The organism is Agrobacterium pusense (genome assembly GCF_900102105.1).
Taxonomy (GTDB): Bacteria; Pseudomonadota; Alphaproteobacteria; order Rhizobiales; family Rhizobiaceae; genus Agrobacterium; species Agrobacterium pusense.
In genome coordinates this window covers 19,996-36,561 of sequence record NZ_FNBB01000018.1, presented here as the reverse complement: position 1 = coordinate 36,561, position 16,566 = coordinate 19,996, and the positions used below count along the sequence as shown (strand labels likewise).

Below are 16,566 nucleotides of genomic sequence, written 5' to 3'. Positions count from 1 at the left end.
CTCCGGAACATCGGCCAGCTTCGTTCAGTTAGTCGGCGGTAGCTCACATCCGGCCTTGACGAGGGCGTCGTTGAACCAAGTCGGCTTGTGCGTGCCAGCTTTGATATTCTCGATCTGCTTTTGCTCGGCGGCGTGCTTGGCAACCGTCCGTTCGTAAACCTCCGCCACATCGTCGATCGGAACAACGACGACCCCGTCCGCGTCGCCTACGATCAGGTCGCCCGGCATCACAACCATTCCTCCAATGGCAATGGGCGTATTGATTTCGCCTGGGCCGTTCTTGTAGGGGCCACGGTGGGTCACGCCGACCGCGTAGGAGGGGACGTTCATTTCGAGAAACGCATCCGCATCGCGGATCGCACCGTTGAGAACGAAGCCCACAACACCGCGGCGATGAGCGTAGTCGAGCATCATCTCCCCCATCAGGGCGTGGGTCACGTCGCCGCCGGCATCCATGACGATGACGTCGCCGTCCACGGCCATGTCCATCGCCTTGTGGAGCATAAGGTTGTCGCCCGGAGGCGCTTTGACGGTCAGTGCGCGGCCGACAAGTTTGCCGTGGCGGTGCATCGGGCGAAGCTGAGCGCCGCCCGCGTACATGCGGTGCATGCTATCGCTGATGTTGGCGACGGGAAGCTCCCTGAACTTGTCGATCCATTCCTGTTCGACGATCCTGTCCCTGTTGCGAACCCTAAATCCTATAGTCAACGTATTCTCCTCGATGATCTTGATTGTCTTTTTCAGGCAGGTGTCTTTGCCAGCGCGCGATGGTTCACGATCCTCTCGCGGCCAAGCTCACGACCTTCCACGATCGCAAGAATGCCCTCGACGGCATCGACGCCGACGCGAACGTTCGCCTCCTGGGTTACGCCGCCGATATGCGGCGTGACGACGATCCGCTGATTCTGCCAGAACGGGTGGTTGTCTCCAGGAGGCTCTGTCTGGAACGTGTCAAGCCCGGCCCCGGCAATCTGTCCGCTTTCGACAGCGCGAAGAAGGGCATCCTCATCGATCAGGCCGCCCCGGGCTGTATTGATAACGAACGATCCCGGCTTCATCAGGCCGAGCCGGCGGTCATCAAGCAAATTCCGCGTGTCGGGCGTCAAAGGGCAGTGCAGGCTCAAGATATCCGACGAGGAGAGGAGGCGGTCGACATCAGTCACCTGGCGGACACCTGCCTCGGCAAACGCCGCCTCATCTGTAAAGGGGTCGAAGGCTTGGACCTTCAAGCCAAAACCCTTAGCGAACAAGGCAGTTTGCCGAGCAATCGCGCCGAACCCGACAAGGCCGATAGTCATGCCAGCCAGTTCCTTGCCAGCAAAGCCCGCCTTCTCCCAGCGCCCAGCGCGCAGGCTGCTGTCGAGCGGCACAATCCGCTTTACCACGGCAAAAAGTAGTGCAATCGCATGTTCAGCGACCGAAAGCGCATTTGCGCCAGCGGCGACGACAACGGGGATTTCGCGGCGAGACGCGGCGTCCACGTCGATGTTGTCAACCCCAACCCCGTGCTTGGAAAGGACACGTAGCGAAGGCGCGGCTTCAATCGCTGCGGAGCCGAACCGCCCCATGCGCACCACCACGCCGACAGGATCAAGTTCCGTCACAATCCGGACCAGGTCGTCTTCGCTCGTGTAAGGGGGAACGTAAGACACGTGATAGCCGTTCTCGGCGATCAGCTTGACTGCTTGTTCGTTGATGGCTGGTCCAGTGACCAGGATGTTTCGGCTTCCCATGCGTACCTCGAACTGGAATGCGCGAGGACGCGAGCGCTGAGCGCGCAGCGTAGCCATCCTCCCATACGCCAAAGCTCCTCCTGGCGTCTCCTGAGCGGAAGTTAACATAAGCCTCTCTTGATTAAAGCGAATAATTCTGGCCAAGATGAACAGAGAATCTTAATTAGTCGGAGGATGGTTTGGATACGCGGCAACTGAAGACCTTCATCGCGATCGCTGAGCACGGAACTTTTGCAAAGGCTGCTGAGGCCGTCGGTTTGACCCCATCCGCAGTCAGTCAGCAAATGCAGGCACTTGAATTAGAGGTCAGCGGAGAACTCTTCGATCGCTCGAGCCGGCCGATCACGCTTAACGGCCATGGGCTGCAGATGCTCGAAGCAGCACGTACTCTGGTGCGTGATGCAGACAACATCATTGACACGATTTCCGGCAGAGCCATCAGCGGGACCTTCACAATCGGCTCCGTTCGCTCAAGTGCGCTTTCGCTCCTGCCTCTCTCAATCGTCGCCCTCAAGGCAGATTATCCTGATCTCAGGATCAAGCTACAGGTCGCCAATACAGATGAATTGATGAGCGGCGTCCTGTCCGGCCGCCTGGACTGCGCGATGGTCGCCGAGTACTCTGGAATCCCTTCAGCGCTAAGGTGGCACCCCTTTATCAACGAACCCCTGCTCGTGATCGCTCCCAAGGGCACTCCCCGAATGTCCGGCATCGACATGCTGTCGACCATGCCTTATGTCAGGTTCAACAGTCGGTTCAGATTGGCCCAGATCATCGAGACCGAGCTTGCAAAAACCGGCGTCGCCCCGAACCTGATAGCCGAGATCGACACGATCGCGTCGGTGGTCTCTTGCGTAATTCATGGTCTCGGCGTGTCCGTGGTGCCCTGGATCGCGCTTAGAGATATCGCTGTGCCGATTGTCTCGGCGCCATTTGGTGAGCCGCAGATATTTCGGCCTATCGGGCTCGTGCAAAGGCGAGCCGGGACGCGCGTCGCGATTATAGATCGGCTGCACCAGCACTTGAGCAGGCTTAGCGATCCGTACGGTATAGCCCGTTGACTGACGCTGGCATACTGATGCCCATCGGTTGACCTCAATCCTCCCCGATCGACGATCAAGCTTGTGGACGAGGGATGAACGCCTCGCCGCTGCGGCTCAGAAGATTGGCGTGGCGCTTCATGCTTTCGCGAATATTCCTCAATAGACATCCGGCGAGGAGCTCTCGAACGCCGATAGATCAACACTTGTCGAGATTCGAACCAAGCGCTCCGGCGGACTAATCCAGATCCAATTGATTTCCTGATTGGATATCCACTTTCTTGTTAAGCGTCCTTTTCCCGCAATAGGACTCGGGACTTTTGTATTTCATCAACCGGTAGAACGCCGCACGTACGATGGATGGAACGTTGATATTGCCTCTGGACGGCATCATCGCGCGCTGTGATCGCACGTCTTCAAGATGGGCCTCTGCTCCATGCTTCGAAGGAGCCAAGGTTGAGGAAGCAATGTTGGCGGAACTGATGTTGGCTGGCCCAAAATCAGCTTGTCAACGAACCTTGCTGTGGCGAATTCAGCCAGCGCCTGAATCCACGCCAGCTTCGATTGCAGCGATCAAACGTGTCGAAGCCTCCCGAACAACTGTGCCGGATATTCAAACTTTCCCGGACGCCCTGCTTTGGGATGGAATATTTCGAGCCATTCACAGGCGGACTGAAAAAGTTTTTTAATCAAGGTGTTAGCCCCTGCGGGTGAAGATGCTTTCCATAGAAAATCCGGATGAATTGTGGGTAGGTCGACATCTCCATCCTCATCACAAGCTTGACTTTCAAAAAATCAACAGATATGTCAACTTAGATTCTGATATCTCAGTTTGGTTATTGATATGTCTAAAACCGTTGAATTCCCATCTTTGCCTCTGTCCGATCTTGTGACGCCGCAGGACTTGCCGGTTGAGGGAAACATGACCAATCGGATCCACGCGTTGCTTCGCCAATTGATTGTGGAAGTGAAGCTGCTGCCGGGTCGGGCTCTGTCCGAAAAGGAAATCGCGGCGTTGTTGCATGTGAGCAAGACGCCGGTGCGCGAGGCGATCATTCGCCTTGCAGAGGAAGGTTTCGTGACGGTTGTACCGCAGGGTGGTACCTATATCTCGCCGATCGACGTGCAGCGTTACATGGAAGCGTGTTTCATCCGCTTCAAGCTTGAAGAAGGCGCGGTGATAGAGGCTGCCAAGCGGCACTCACTTGAAGATATCGCCCGCCTGAAGACCTGTCTTTCGCAGCAGCGTACCGCCGCGGCCGATGAAGAGTTTACTGACTTTTTCCTGCTCGACGAGGAATTCCACCGCACGATTTTTGCAGCGGCTCGCCTGCCCGGCGCCTGGAGCGTCGTCAATCAGGCCAAAGGTGAAATGGACCGCATGCGCCACCTGAAAAGGGTATTTGCTGTACGTCGCACGGAAAAGGTTATCGAAGAGCACGATGCGATCGTGAATGCGATCGAGTCTGGCAACGTCGAGGCAGCGCGTGACGCCATACAGTGTCATCTGGGATCGCTGGAATCCAAAATCGCAGAGCTCTCCAAGAACCCCAAAATCTGGACCTTCATCGAACAGGTCAATACGCGCGTCACCAGGAAGCGTGTGTCAAGAGGAGCCAAGGCCCCTGCCTGACTGAACATTCAAGGCTTTTGAGGAGGGGCCTTTCATGTCCGCAGTTCAAATCAACGACGTCGTCAAGCGCTACGGTGCTCTCGAAGTCGTACATGGCATCAACCTTTCCATTCAACCGCAAGAATTCGTCGTGCTCGTCGGCCCCTCGGGCTGCGGAAAATCCACCACACTGCGCATGCTCGCAGGTCTTGAGGATATCTCCGGCGGCACCGTCGCGATTGATGGGCGGGTGGTCAACAAGATCGCCCCGAAAGATCGCGATGTCGCCATGGTGTTCCAGAACTACGCGCTTTATCCGCATCTCAACGTCGCCGAGAACATTGCTTTCGGCCTGCGCGTGCGCGGTGAAAAGCGCGATGTGGTCGACAAGGCCGTTGCCGAAGCCGCCCAAATCCTTGGTCTGACGGAATATCTGGCACGTAAGCCAGCCGACCTGTCGGGCGGGCAGCGTCAGCGTGTTGCCATGGGGCGCGCGATCGTACGTCGCCCCAAGATTTTCCTCTTCGATGAGCCACTTTCCAATCTTGATGCCAAGCTGCGCACCCATATGCGGGCTGAAATCAAGCAGCTGCACAAGCGCATGCAGGCGACGAGCGTCTATGTGACCCACGATCAGGTCGAGGCGATGACACTGGCCGACCGTATAGTCATCATGAACCGCGGCAATATCGAGCAAGTCGGCTCGCCGATGGAAGTCTTTCTTGAGCCGGCGAATGTTTTTGTCGCCAGCTTCATCGGCTCTCCGCCCATGAACCTTTTTGACGCGACAATCGACAAGCAGGGTGGCTACGCCAAAGCCGTGCTCACGGGTGATGCCGGACAAAGCCTGACGATCCCCGATGCCTTTGCCCGGAACGCGGTGCAAGGCCAGCCGGTGAAACTCGGCATCAGACCCGAAATCATGTCCGTAGAAGTGGCCGATGGACAGGACGTGCTCAATTGCAGCATCGACCTCGTTGAACCGCTTGGTGCCGAGGCACTGTTGCACGGGAAGGCCGATGGCCAGTCCTTCATCGCCAAAGCCGAAACGCTTTATGCGGATCACTCGCTAAACGGCGTTACCCGGCTCGGTATCGATACGGCGCGCATCCATGTTTTTGACGCCGCAAGCGGCAGATCTCTCAAGGCCGCCGGCAGGGCGCGGCCATGAGACAGTATCTTCAGGAGTCGCTACACGAGCTCTGGCAAGATGTGCGCCGTGACTGGCAGCTTTATTTGCTTCTTGCCCCCATGGCCATCTGGTTTGCACTCTTTCTTTACAAGCCGATGTACGGCCTGGTCATCGCTTTTCAGGATTTTTCGATTTTCCGTGGCATCGAGAAAAGTCCGTGGGTCGGCTTTGCGAATTTCATCGAGCTTTTCCAGAATGACATGTTCGTTCGTGCATTCTGGAACACCATCACCATCAGTGGCCTCGGCCTCATCTTCGCTTTTCCGGTCCCCATCATTCTGGCCTTGATGTTTAACGAGGTTCAGAGCGAAATCGGCAAGCGCTGGGCCCAGACGATCGTTTACCTGCCCCACTTCATCTCCGTGGTGATCGTTGCGGGTATCGTCATCAATTTCCTCTCCCCATCCATCGGCATCGTCAATCTTCTGCTGAAGGGCATCGGGCTTGAACCGATATATTTCCTTACGCAGCCCGAATGGTTTCGGCCTGTGTTCATCGGCTCGTCGGTCTGGAAGGAGTCGGGGTTTGAATCGATCGTCTATCTGGCAGCAATCGCCGGTGTGAGCCCAACCCTTTACGAGTCCGCGAGGGTCGATGGAGCCTCGCGCTGGCAGATGATGTGGCGGATCACGCTACCGTGCATTCTCCCCACGATTGTCATCATGCTCATTATTCGCATTGGCAATCTGGTCGAGGTCGGTTTCGAATACATCATTCTTCTCTACCGCCCTTCCACCTACGAGACTGCCGACGTCGTTTCGACCTTCATCTACCGCACCGGTCTGCAAGGTACCCAGTACGACCTGGCAACGGCCGCCGGCCTGTTCAATGCGGTTATCGCTTTCGTGCTGGTCTATTCGGCAAACCGCATCAGCCGACGAGTCTCGTCGACATCGCTTTGGTGAGGAACTGAAAATGACAAGTTTCAATCTCTATTCGCGTGGCGACAGGATTTTTGGCTGGGCTAACGCCATTCTTCTAGGGCTATTCGTTCTGTCGACGCTTTACCCGTTCATTTACGTCGCAGCAGTTTCGATATCCTCAGGGGCCGCGGTGACTGCCGGTCGCGTCACCCTTTGGCCGGTCGATGTCACGCTGGCGGCCTATGAACATGTCCTCTCGGACAGGATGTTCTGGATCGCTTACGGCAACACGTTCATCTACACGTTCGGCGGTACATTCATGAGCCTGCTGATCATGATCCCGGGCGCTTATGCATTGTCACGCAAGCGTCTGCGCGGTCGCACGTTCTTCAATATCGCGATTGCCTTCACGCTCTGGTTTCATGCCGGCATGATCCCCTTCTTCCTGAACATGCGGGATCTCGGCCTGCTCGACAGCCGCTTTGGTATCATCATCGGGTTCGCGGCCAGCGCCTTCAATGTCATCCTGTTGCGAAACTTCTTCGAAGCCGTGCCGAAATCCTTCGAGGAAGCCGCCAAGATGGACGGCGCGAGCGAGTTGCAACTGCTGTGGAAAGTATTCATTCCGCTTTCCAAACCGGCCATCGTCACGGTGGCGCTGTTCTGCATCGTCTCGCGCTGGAACGGGTATTTCTGGGCAATGGTGCTCCTGCGTGGCGAGGAGAAAATCCCGCTGCAGGTCTACCTCAAGCGCGTCATCGTCGACCTCAATTCGAACGACGAGTTCGCTTCGAGCCTGCTCACAGCCCATTATTCATTCGAGACGGTGACCTCCGCCATCATGATCGCGTCGATCATCCCCGTCCTTATCATTTACCCCTACGCCCAGAAGTATTTCACAAAGGGAATTTTGCTGGGCGGGGTCAAAGAGTAGCTGCACAAGGGAGGAGAACCTGTGAGAAAACTGCGAAAAGGCACGCCCCTTCTGGCGTTGATGACTGCAGCGACAATGGCCTTGCCGGCCTTCGCGCAAGATACGGGCAAAATATCAGAAGACCCGTTGGAGCTGACGATCCACTTCCACTTCCGCGACAAATACGTCTATTCGGAAAAGTGGCCGGTGGAGCAGAAGGCTGCGGAGATCACCAATATCCGTGTGCGCAACGTCGCATCGCTGGCAACCACCAGCAGCCGCGATGCCTTCAACCTGTTGATCGCTTCGGGTGACCTTCCCGACATCGTCGGCGGTGATGCGTCGGGCGGCCTGAAGGAAGACTTCATTCGTTACGGGCTGGAAGGTGCATTTGTTCCGCTTGATGATTTGATCGAGGAACACGCCCCCAACCTCAAGGCATTCTTTGACAGCCACAAGGATATCCGCAACGCGATTTCCGGACCGGATGGCAAGCTCTATTTCATTCCTTACGTGCCGGACGGAAAATACTCCCGTGGCTGGTTCATCCGCCAGGACTGGCTGGACAAACTGGGACTGAAACAGCCGGAAACGCCTGAAGAAGTCTATGAGGTCCTGAAAGCCTTCCGCGACAAGGACCCGAATGGCAACGGCAAGAAGGACGAAGTACCGTATTTTGCCCGTGAAGAGATCGACGCGGTTCGCCTTATCAATCTCTGGGATGCCCGGGTTTCAGGTTCTGAACGCTATGGTGACTTTGCCGTCTATGACGGCGAGTTGCGCCATCCATGGGCTGAAGAAAACTACAGGACCGGCATCTCGAACGTCGCCAAGTGGTACAAGGAAGGCCTGATCGACAAGGAAATCTTCACGCGGGGCGCCCGGTCGCGTGAATATCTTCTAGGCAACAATCTCGGCGGCATGACGCATGACTGGTTCGCCAGCACCTCGACCTATAACGACGCGCTGTCGCCAAAGATCGAAGGTTTCGCGCTGAAGCCAATGTTGCCGCCGAAGACCGTCTCCGGTCAACGTTTCGAAGATGCCCGCAGATTGCGTGTTCAGCCGGTTGGCTGGGCGATCTCGGCCGCCAATGAACATCCGGTCGAAACGATCAAGTACTTCGATTTCTGGTTCTCCCAGCAAGGCCGTGTCCTGTCGAACTTCGGTGTCGAAGGCCTGACCTATGAGATGGTCGACGGCAAACCGCAGTTCAAAAAGGAAGTTCTTGAAAACAAGGACCCGGTTAATGCCCAGCTGTGGGCTGTGGGTGCGCAGGTACCGCGCGGCTACTGGATGGACTACGAATATGAACGCCAGTGGACCAACAAAATCGCGCTTGAAGGTATCGATATGTACGACAAGTGCAATTGCCTTAAGGACGAGTTCATGGGCGTGTCGCTGAACGCCGAGGAAAAGGCAACCTTCGACCGCTATTGGCCGAGCATTCTCACATACATGACCGAGATGCAGCAAACCTGGATCCTTGGTGCGCAGGACGTCGATGCCGGTTGGGATGCCTACAAGAAAAGGCTGACGGCACTCGGTTACGATGAGGTCATCAAGATGATGCAGTCAGCCTACGACCGTCAGTACAAATCGGCCCAATAAATCAGGCTATTGTGATGGCGGCCCTGTCGCCGCCATCTCCTCTCTTTGTTCTTATAGGAGTTAGAGCGCAATGCGTCCCTCTGCCTCGGCGATTGCCAGACAAGCTCATCTCGATGAACCGCGCCCAGGTTCCCTGACCATTGGCTACATGCCGAGTGAGCAATTACCGCCTACCGAAAATCCCCCACGTTTTTCCTGGCTTCCCGATATTGATGATGGTGCGCGCTATGTGCTGCGCATCTCGACTGACCCCAATTTCCCTGACGCACAGACAACTGTGTTTGAAGATCTGGCTTGGAATTTCTTCACCCCAGACGTGGCGCTGGAGGATGGCCACTATCACTGGAGCTACGCGCTCTGGGACCAGAATGCACGGCAACCTCTTTCCAACTGGAGCAAGGCGCGGGGCTTCGAAATCACTGCCGCATTGCCAAAAACCCCGTTACCCGGCCGGGCGGCGCGACGTGCCGCCGCCCATACGAGCCATCCAAGGCTCTGGCTGAATGGCGACCAGTTGAAAGCTTTCTCGGCTGCTGTTGCTAAGGATGCCGATCATTGCGGGTGGTCTGACTTTTTCGAAAAATCTGTCCAGCCCTGGCTGGACCGGCCGATCATCCTGGAACCGAAACCCTACCCCAACAATGTCCGCGTCGCGACCTTGTGGCGGCAAATGTATATTGATTGCCAGGAAGTGATTTATGCCATTCGCCATCTGGCGATTGCGGGACGTGTTCTGGGGCGGGAAGACCTGCTCGACAGGTCGCGTGACTGGCTGCTGACCGTGGCGGGCTGGGATCCGTCTGGCCCGACCTCCCGCGCCTATAATGATGAAGCCGCCTTTCGTGTCGTTGTTGCACTGGCCTGGGGATATGACTGGCTTTACGACCATCTGAGTGCGAAAGAGCGCGAAACGGTCAAAGCCGTTCTGCTGCGCCGTACGCGTGAGGTCGCTGACCATGTGATCTCGCATGCGCGTATCCACGTCTTCCCCTATGACAGCCACGCAGTACGCTCCCTGTCTGCCGTGCTGACACCTGCCTGCATTTCATTGCTGGGTGAAAGCGACGAAGGCGGCGAATGGCTCGACTATACGGTTGAGTTCCTGTCGACACTTTATTCTCCATGGGCTGGCACCGATGGTGGTTGGGCCGAAGGTCCGCACTACTGGATGACTGGCATGGCCTATCTGATTGAAGCGGCCAACCTGATCCGGTCCTATATCGGTTACGATCTCTATCAGCGCCCCTTCTTCCAGAACACCGGCCGGTTCCCTCTCTACACCAAGGCGCCCGGAACACGTCGCGCCAATTTTGGTGACGATTCCACCATGGGCGATCTGCCCGGTCTGAAGGTTGGTTACAATGTGCGCCAGTTTGCTGGTGTGACCGGCAATGGCCATTACCAATGGTATTTCGATCGCATTAAGCAGGATGCCACCGGCACAGAAATGGCCTTCTACAATTACGGCTGGTGGGACCTGAATTTCGACGATCTCGTTTATCGTCACGATTACCAGCAGGTGGCGGCCGTTGCGCCGACCGATCTTCCAGCCCTTTCCGTGTTCAACGATATTGGCTGGGTGACAATCCAGAAACACATGGAAGATCCGGACCGGCATCTGCAATTCGTATTCAAGTCCAGTCCCTACGGTTCGCTGAGCCACAGCCACGGCGATCAGAACGCCTTTGTGCTTTACGCCTACGGCGAAGACCTCGCGATCCAATCCGGTCATTACGTTGCCTTCAATTCACAGATGCATGTGAACTGGCGCCGTCAGACCCGGTCAAAAAATGCGGTGCTGATCGGTGGCAAAGGCCAATATGCCGAAAAGGACAAGGCGCTGGCGCGGCGTGCAGCCGGGCGTATTGTCTCGGTAGACGAGCAACCTGGCCATATCAAAATCGTCGGCGATGCAACGGCGGCCTATCAGGTTGCAAACCCGTTGGTGCTCAAGGCAGAGCGAGAAATCCATTTCGTCAACGACAGCTATTTTGTGTTCGTCGATGAGGTTGAGTGCAGTGAGCCACAGGAACTGCAATGGCTTTGCCACACGATCGGTGCCCCCCAGACCGGCCGTTCCAGTTTTCGTTACACCGGCAAAAAAGCCGGCTTCTACGGCCAGTTTGTTTATTCATCCTCTGGCGCACCGCAGATTTCCGCCGTTGAAGGTTTCCAGGGTATCGACCCGAAGGAATTTGAAGGGCTCGAAATTCATCACCACGTTTGCGCGACCGTGCCGGCAGCAACGCGGCACCGTCTGGTCACTCTTCTGGTGCCTTACATCCTGAGCGAACCCAAGCGTATTTTCAATTTCATCGATGATCAGGGTTTCTCGACGGACATCTACTTCAGCGATGTCGATGACGAGCGCTTCAAACTCTCTCTTGCCAAGCAGTTCTAATCAATACGAGGTTTCCATAATGCTACGTTTCAAAAACAAAACGGTCGTCGTCGCAGGCGCAGGTCGTGATATTGGTCGCGCATGCGCTATCCGGTTTGCTCGGGAAGGCGCCAATGTTGTGCTGACCTATAACGGCGCGGCGGAAGGTGCAGTATCGGCCGTTTCCGAGATCAAGAAGCTCGGTGGCGAGGCACTGGCCATCAAGGCCGATCTCACCAAGGCGGCCGATGTAGAGGTTGCGATTTCCGGTGCGACCGACAAGTTCGGAGACATTCACGGTCTGGTGCATGTGGCAGGCGGTCTGATTGCCCGGAAATCTCTGGCCGATATGGACGAAGCTTTCTGGCATCAGGTTCTTGATGTCAATCTAACGTCGCTTTTCCTCATCGCCAAGGCAGCCGTGCCGAAGATGACAAAAGGCGGTTCCATCGTGACCTTCTCGTCGCAAGCCGGTCGTGACGGCGGCGGTCCCGGCGCCCTGGCTTATGCGACATCCAAGGGTGCGGTAATGACCTTCACACGTGGTCTCGCCAAGGAAGTTGGTCCCAATATTCGCGTCAACGCAGTTTGCCCGGGCATGATCTCGACCACGTTCCACGACACCTTCACCAAACCCGAAGTACGTGAAAAAGTGGCCGGTGCGACTTCGTTGAAGCGCGAAGGATCGAGTGAGGACGTTGCCGGTCTGGTGGCCTTCCTTGCATCTGATGATGCCGCTTACATCACTGGTGCCTGCTACGACATCAATGGCGGCGTCCTGTTCTCCTGATATCCTGGTAAAACCATGTCCGTATCGTTACCGAGAGCGAGCCGCGTTGCCATTCTTGGCACGTCGCTCGTCCAGCAAAACCACATTGGCGATGCCAGGATGCTTGCGACATCGGCACGCGGCTGGATGAGCTGGGCCGAGGTTCTGTCTCACGGCAGGCTGCATTGCCCGGTCCATCACGATCCATCGGTGCCAGCGGGCTGGGAGCCGAGCAATCGGCCGGGCGTCAGCCGGTTTTTTGCCGGCCTCAACTTCGGTGTCTCTGGCCAGAAGGCGATCGAAATCGAACGACGACTGCCGCGATTGCTGCAATCAGATTTCGATCTGATCCTGCTGGATGCCGGCACCAACGATATGATGGTGGAAACGCGCCAGACAATTGCAGATACCAGAGCACGGATTGCGTCCACTTTACTGGCGGCTGGAAAGACGGTCGTTCTGCTGCCCATTCTGGCGCGTGGCGTGGGTAAATGGCCGGCGCATGGCTCCGAACGCGCAAAGGCACACTGGATCAATCGCCAGAGTGCTGAATTTGCCGCCAGTCACGCCAATTGCCATGTATTCGACTGGAACGCAGCATGGGTCGATCCGAACAGCGAGTTTGGAGAGCCCTATCCCGGTTACTCCGACGATGGAACGCATTTTTCGGTGCGCGGTGCCTTTGCCGTCGGCAAGCTGCTGGCAGGCTATCTCGCAAACATTGTGCCGCGTGCGGCAGACCGCGTTTTGCCAAGAGATGATCGTTTCGACGCCGTCAACAACCCGACCGGCAATCTGGCAACCGAAATGTCCGCGAAAACTCTGACAGAGAGCTTGGAGCAAAGCCACCGTCTTGGTGGGCAGATTGTGCATCCTGGAACCGGTAACTGGGTTGAGGCAATCTGCGATATCGACGTGCCAGCGCATTCAGGCATTCTCGGCGTAACACTACGTTTGAAAGATATTGCCGAGGAAGGGCAAGAGGCATGTGCGCTAAGTCCCTTTCGTGCCGAAGACGGCTCAGTATTCCCCTTCCCTGATACACATTGGAAAGGTGCTTTGCGGACGCCGCCGTTAAAACTCCGGCCGGGTGCTGCACCGCCGGAGCTATATCTTGATGTCCTGCTGCAGGCTGGTTCAAAGCCGATCAGCATCGATATTGCGCGCATTGATGTACGGCCCGTTTCAAGTCCGGTGTGTGCATGAGCAAGGGTGGTGGAAAGCCGAAGCTGCTGATCGCCATGCGCAGCGAGCTTCCGCAAGGGTTTTTCGGCGCGCGCGAATGGGCGCGACTGAATGCGGTGACCGATATCGTTGACGGATTTCCCTATACGGACTTCGACACGGAGGAAGGTCGCCGGGCTTTGGCCGAGGCCGACATTCTGCTGGCGGCCTGGGGGACACCTTCGCTGACAAAAGAACGCCTTGCCCGAGCACCTAACCTCAAGATGTTGGCCTATGCGGCATCATCCGTTCGCGTCGTCGCGCCTGCTGAATTCTGGGACAACTCCAATATTCTGGTGACAACCGCAGCGCCTGCCATGGCCGTGCCGGTGGCGGAATTTACCTATGCGGCCATCATCATGTGCAGCAAGGACGTGTTTCGCCTGCGAGATGAACACCGGGCTGAGCGCGGCACCGGTGGGTTTGGCAGCCGCCGTGGCATGAACCTGCCCTGGCTTGGAAGCTATTCCCGCAAGGTCGGCATTGTCGGTGCCTCCCGCATCGGGCGACTGGTCATCGATATGCTGACACGGGGCCGTTTCGAAATCGGCGTTTATGACCCATTCCTGTCCGCGGTTGAGGCAACGGAACTTGGCTCGACAAAAATGGAACTGCATACGCTTCTCGCATGGTCCGACATCGTCTCGCTGCATGCACCGATCCTGCCGCAAACCCGTCACATGATTGGTGCGCAAGAGCTTGCGTTGATGGCCGACCATACGGTGTTCATCAATACGGCGCGTGGCTGGCTGGTCGATCACGAAGCACTGTTATCAGAGGCGCGATCCGGTCGCCTGCGGATCCTGATCGATACGCCGGAACCCGAACCGCTACCGGTCGACAGCCCGTTTTACGACTTGCCGAATGTCGTGCTGACCCCACACATCGCCGGTGCGTTGGGCAATGAATTGCGCGCGCTTTCTGATGTCGCAATCACTGAAATCGAGCGCTTTGTTGCGGGTCTTCCACCGCTCTACCCCGTTCGCAAACATGACATGGAGCGCATGGCATGAGGGCTTTCAACTATTGTTTTTCCACGCTTGGCTGCTCTGAACTCAACCTGCATGAAACCGCTGACCTGGCGAAACGGCACGGTATTTCGTCCGTGGAATTGCGCACGCTTTGCGGTTCCGTCGACCTGATTTCGGCACTGGAGGGTGAGTTTGGCAGCCCTTCAATCTTTGCTGCGTTTCTGGCGCAACGTGACCTCAAGGTCACGGCCCTCAATACATCGATCCGGTTGTTTGATAGCGACGATATGTCTGCCGTTGAGCCCTTCATTGCGTGGGCGGAAGCGGCAGGCATTGCACATCTCAGGATATTTGACGGCGGAAATCGGTTGACGACCGGCGAGATGACACGTGCAGGTGCAGTGCTCGATCAATGGCAGGTCGACCGGCAATCACGGGGGCTGAATGTCGATCTGATGATCGAAACCCATGATGCTCTAGCGGATGCAACGCAACTCTCTACCTTCATCAGGCTTGTGCCAAATGCCCTGATATTATGGGACACCCATCACACCTGGGCCAAGGGTTCCGATATCAAGCGCCTTTGGCCTGATATTGTCGACAATGTCGTTCATTTACATGTCAAGGACAGCAAGATGGGAGACGACGGCCGACGCCATTACGTGCTTCCAGGCCAGGGTAACTTCCCCATGGCGGATCTTCTGTCGTTTGTCGGATCGAATGACCGACACCTCCCTCTCAGTCTCGAATGGGAGCGCCACTGGCATCCCGAACTGCCACGTCTGGATGACGCGTTGATCGCAGCGCGCGCCTGGTGGCGATAGGAGTACTTATGCGTATCGCCGACATTCAGCTAACGCCGGTTGCCATTCCCGACAAACCATTGCTGAACTGCAAGGGTGTTCACCAGCCTCACGCCCTGAGAACCATCATTGAAGTCACCTGTGATGACGGCACCGTTGGTTTGGGAGAGAGCTACGGGAGTATCAAAGCACTGGACGGTCTAAGATGTGCGGCTCCATCATTGATCGGTCTCGATCCGTTTCACCTTCACGAATTGAAGGCACGGGTCCTTGCCGCTTTGCCAGGTGGTGGTGGCATCAATGCAAAAAGCGCCGTTGCCGACCACAAACTGACGGACGTTGTCGCCTCGGCGTTTGAAGTTCCATGCCTCGATATTCAGGGCAAGCTGCTCGGGCGACCGGTGTGTGACCTGCTTGGTGGTGCGGTTCGCGACAGGGTTCCCTTCAGCGCCTATCTGTTTTTCAAATTCGCCGCTCATATTGGAGAAGAACCGGACGAATGGGGGGAAGTGCTGACGCCAGACCAGATGGTCGGGGAAGCCCGACGGATGGTGGATAAATACGGTTTCCAGTCACTGAAGCTCAAAGGGGGTGTTTTGCATCCCGATCTCGAAATCGAGACGATGCTGAAACTGCGCGAAGCCTTTCCAGATCACCCTTTGCGGATCGACCCCAATGGGGGGTGGACCATCGACACCGCTATCTACATAGCGCGCAAATTGGAAGGCGTTCTGGAGTATCTCGAAGATCCTGTCATCGGTATGGACCAGATGGCACAGGTCGCAGCGGCGACGTCAATTCCGCTCGCCACCAACATGATCGTCCTTGAGTTTGACCAGATTGCTCGAGCCTTCCGAAAGAACGCCGTTCAAATCGTCTTGTCCGATCATCACTATTGGGGCGGTCTTCGTGCTTCAACGCATCTCGGCAAAATCTGCGAGACATTGGGGCTCGGAGTGTCGATGCACTCCAACTCGCATCTCGGGATCACGCTCGCTGCTATGACCCATGTCGCTGCGGCGACACCCAATCTAAGCTACGACTGCGATACGCATTTTCCTTGGACTGGTGTTGATGTGACTGAAGGAGTCCCTTTTGTCTTCGAACGCGGCAGCCTGGAGGTGCCAAAGAATCCAGGATTGGGGATCTCGTTAGATCGACACAAACTATCAATATTCGCTGGTTTGTACGAACAGACGGCCATGAAAGAGCGAGACGACACGGCCTACATGAAGCTCTTTGAACCAGATTACGAACGTCGCGTGCCCCGGTGGTGACTGCCCAGACGTTGAGCGACATCATCCGCATGACGGTTTCCGGACTGCGGCTTTGCACTGCGACCGTTAGCGACGCAAGCACGCCATGGAGTACGCTGAGAATTCGAACTGTTGTCTCGGCAATCAATCAGGCGGCGACGTAGGGCGAACCATTGATGACGAGCGCGCGTGTCCTGGC

15 protein-coding genes are annotated in these 16,566 nt (G+C 56.5%); 13 read left to right on the top strand and 2 right to left on the bottom strand.

Going from position 1 to position 16,566, the window contains the following annotated elements; all coding sequences use genetic code 11:
* Positions 1–24: 24 nt before the first annotated feature.
* Together BLU28_RS24950 and BLU28_RS24945 are read right to left on the bottom strand one after the other, a co-directional pair.
* Positions 25–708 carry an RraA family protein gene (locus BLU28_RS24950; RefSeq protein ID WP_022563226.1) on the bottom strand — a complete coding sequence of 228 codons (684 nt, stop codon included), beginning with the start codon at positions 706–708 and terminating at the stop codon, positions 25–27.
* A 32-nt stretch (positions 709–740) separates the two neighbouring features.
* Positions 741–1,790: a hydroxyacid dehydrogenase gene (locus tag BLU28_RS24945; protein WP_077985887.1), complete on the bottom strand. Its 1,050-nt coding sequence runs from the start codon at positions 1,788–1,790 to the stop codon at positions 741–743.
* Positions 1,791–1,912: 122 nt separating this feature from the next.
* On the opposite strand from BLU28_RS24945, the gene BLU28_RS24940 reads away from it, so the two are divergent.
* The 13 genes from BLU28_RS24940 (at position 1,913) to BLU28_RS24880 (ending at position 16,388) form a co-directional block, all read left to right on the top strand.
* On the top strand, positions 1,913–2,794 hold the full coding sequence (locus tag BLU28_RS24940) for a LysR family transcriptional regulator (RefSeq protein ID WP_022563228.1): 882 nt from the start codon (positions 1,913–1,915) through the stop codon (positions 2,792–2,794).
* Positions 2,795–3,240: 446 nt separating this feature from the next.
* Positions 3,241–3,462, top strand: a complete 222-nt coding sequence (locus BLU28_RS26160; RefSeq protein WP_139190430.1) for a hypothetical protein — start codon at positions 3,241–3,243, stop codon at positions 3,460–3,462.
* A gap of 233 nt (positions 3,463–3,695) precedes the next feature.
* Positions 3,696–4,406, top strand: a complete 711-nt coding sequence (locus BLU28_RS24930) for a GntR family transcriptional regulator (RefSeq protein ID WP_022563230.1) — start codon at positions 3,696–3,698, stop codon at positions 4,404–4,406.
* A 34-nt stretch (positions 4,407–4,440) separates the two neighbouring features.
* The gene (locus BLU28_RS24925) at positions 4,441–5,556 is read left to right on the top strand and encodes an ABC transporter ATP-binding protein (protein ID WP_004446116.1); all 1,116 of its coding nucleotides are present in this window, start codon (positions 4,441–4,443) and stop codon (positions 5,554–5,556) included.
* Complete coding sequence (locus tag BLU28_RS24920; protein WP_022563231.1) at positions 5,553–6,482, top strand: ABC transporter permease; 930 nt, start codon at positions 5,553–5,555, stop codon at positions 6,480–6,482. Before BLU28_RS24925 ends, BLU28_RS24920 begins: the two co-directional genes overlap by 4 nt.
* Before the next feature lie 10 nt (positions 6,483–6,492).
* The gene (locus BLU28_RS24915; protein ID WP_006697906.1) at positions 6,493–7,374 is read left to right on the top strand and encodes a carbohydrate ABC transporter permease; all 882 of its coding nucleotides are present in this window, start codon (positions 6,493–6,495) and stop codon (positions 7,372–7,374) included.
* A 60-nt stretch (positions 7,375–7,434) separates the two neighbouring features.
* Positions 7,435–8,964, top strand: a complete 1,530-nt coding sequence (locus tag BLU28_RS24910; protein WP_034497518.1) for an extracellular solute-binding protein — start codon at positions 7,435–7,437, stop codon at positions 8,962–8,964.
* 70 nt (positions 8,965–9,034) lie between these two features.
* Positions 9,035–11,365: an alginate lyase gene (locus tag BLU28_RS24905; protein WP_022563233.1), complete on the top strand. Its 2,331-nt coding sequence runs from the start codon at positions 9,035–9,037 to the stop codon at positions 11,363–11,365.
* 19 nt (positions 11,366–11,384) lie between these two features.
* Positions 11,385–12,134 carry an SDR family NAD(P)-dependent oxidoreductase gene (locus BLU28_RS24900; protein ID WP_077985888.1) on the top strand — a complete coding sequence of 250 codons (750 nt, stop codon included), beginning with the start codon at positions 11,385–11,387 and terminating at the stop codon, positions 12,132–12,134.
* 15 nt (positions 12,135–12,149) lie between these two features.
* The gene (locus tag BLU28_RS24895) at positions 12,150–13,319 is read left to right on the top strand and encodes an SGNH/GDSL hydrolase family protein (protein WP_022563235.1); all 1,170 of its coding nucleotides are present in this window, start codon (positions 12,150–12,152) and stop codon (positions 13,317–13,319) included.
* Positions 13,316–14,350, top strand: coding sequence for a hydroxyacid dehydrogenase (locus BLU28_RS24890; protein WP_022563236.1), 1,035 nt, complete (start codon positions 13,316–13,318; stop codon positions 14,348–14,350). The genes BLU28_RS24895 and BLU28_RS24890 overlap by 4 nt, the downstream gene beginning before the upstream one ends.
* Complete coding sequence (locus BLU28_RS24885) at positions 14,347–15,132, top strand: sugar phosphate isomerase/epimerase family protein (RefSeq protein WP_022563237.1); 786 nt, start codon at positions 14,347–14,349, stop codon at positions 15,130–15,132. Before BLU28_RS24890 ends, BLU28_RS24885 begins: the two co-directional genes overlap by 4 nt.
* Before the next feature lie 8 nt (positions 15,133–15,140).
* Positions 15,141–16,388 carry a glucarate dehydratase family protein gene (locus BLU28_RS24880; RefSeq protein WP_022563238.1) on the top strand — a complete coding sequence of 416 codons (1,248 nt, stop codon included), beginning with the start codon at positions 15,141–15,143 and terminating at the stop codon, positions 16,386–16,388.
* Positions 16,389–16,566 lie beyond the last annotated feature (178 nt).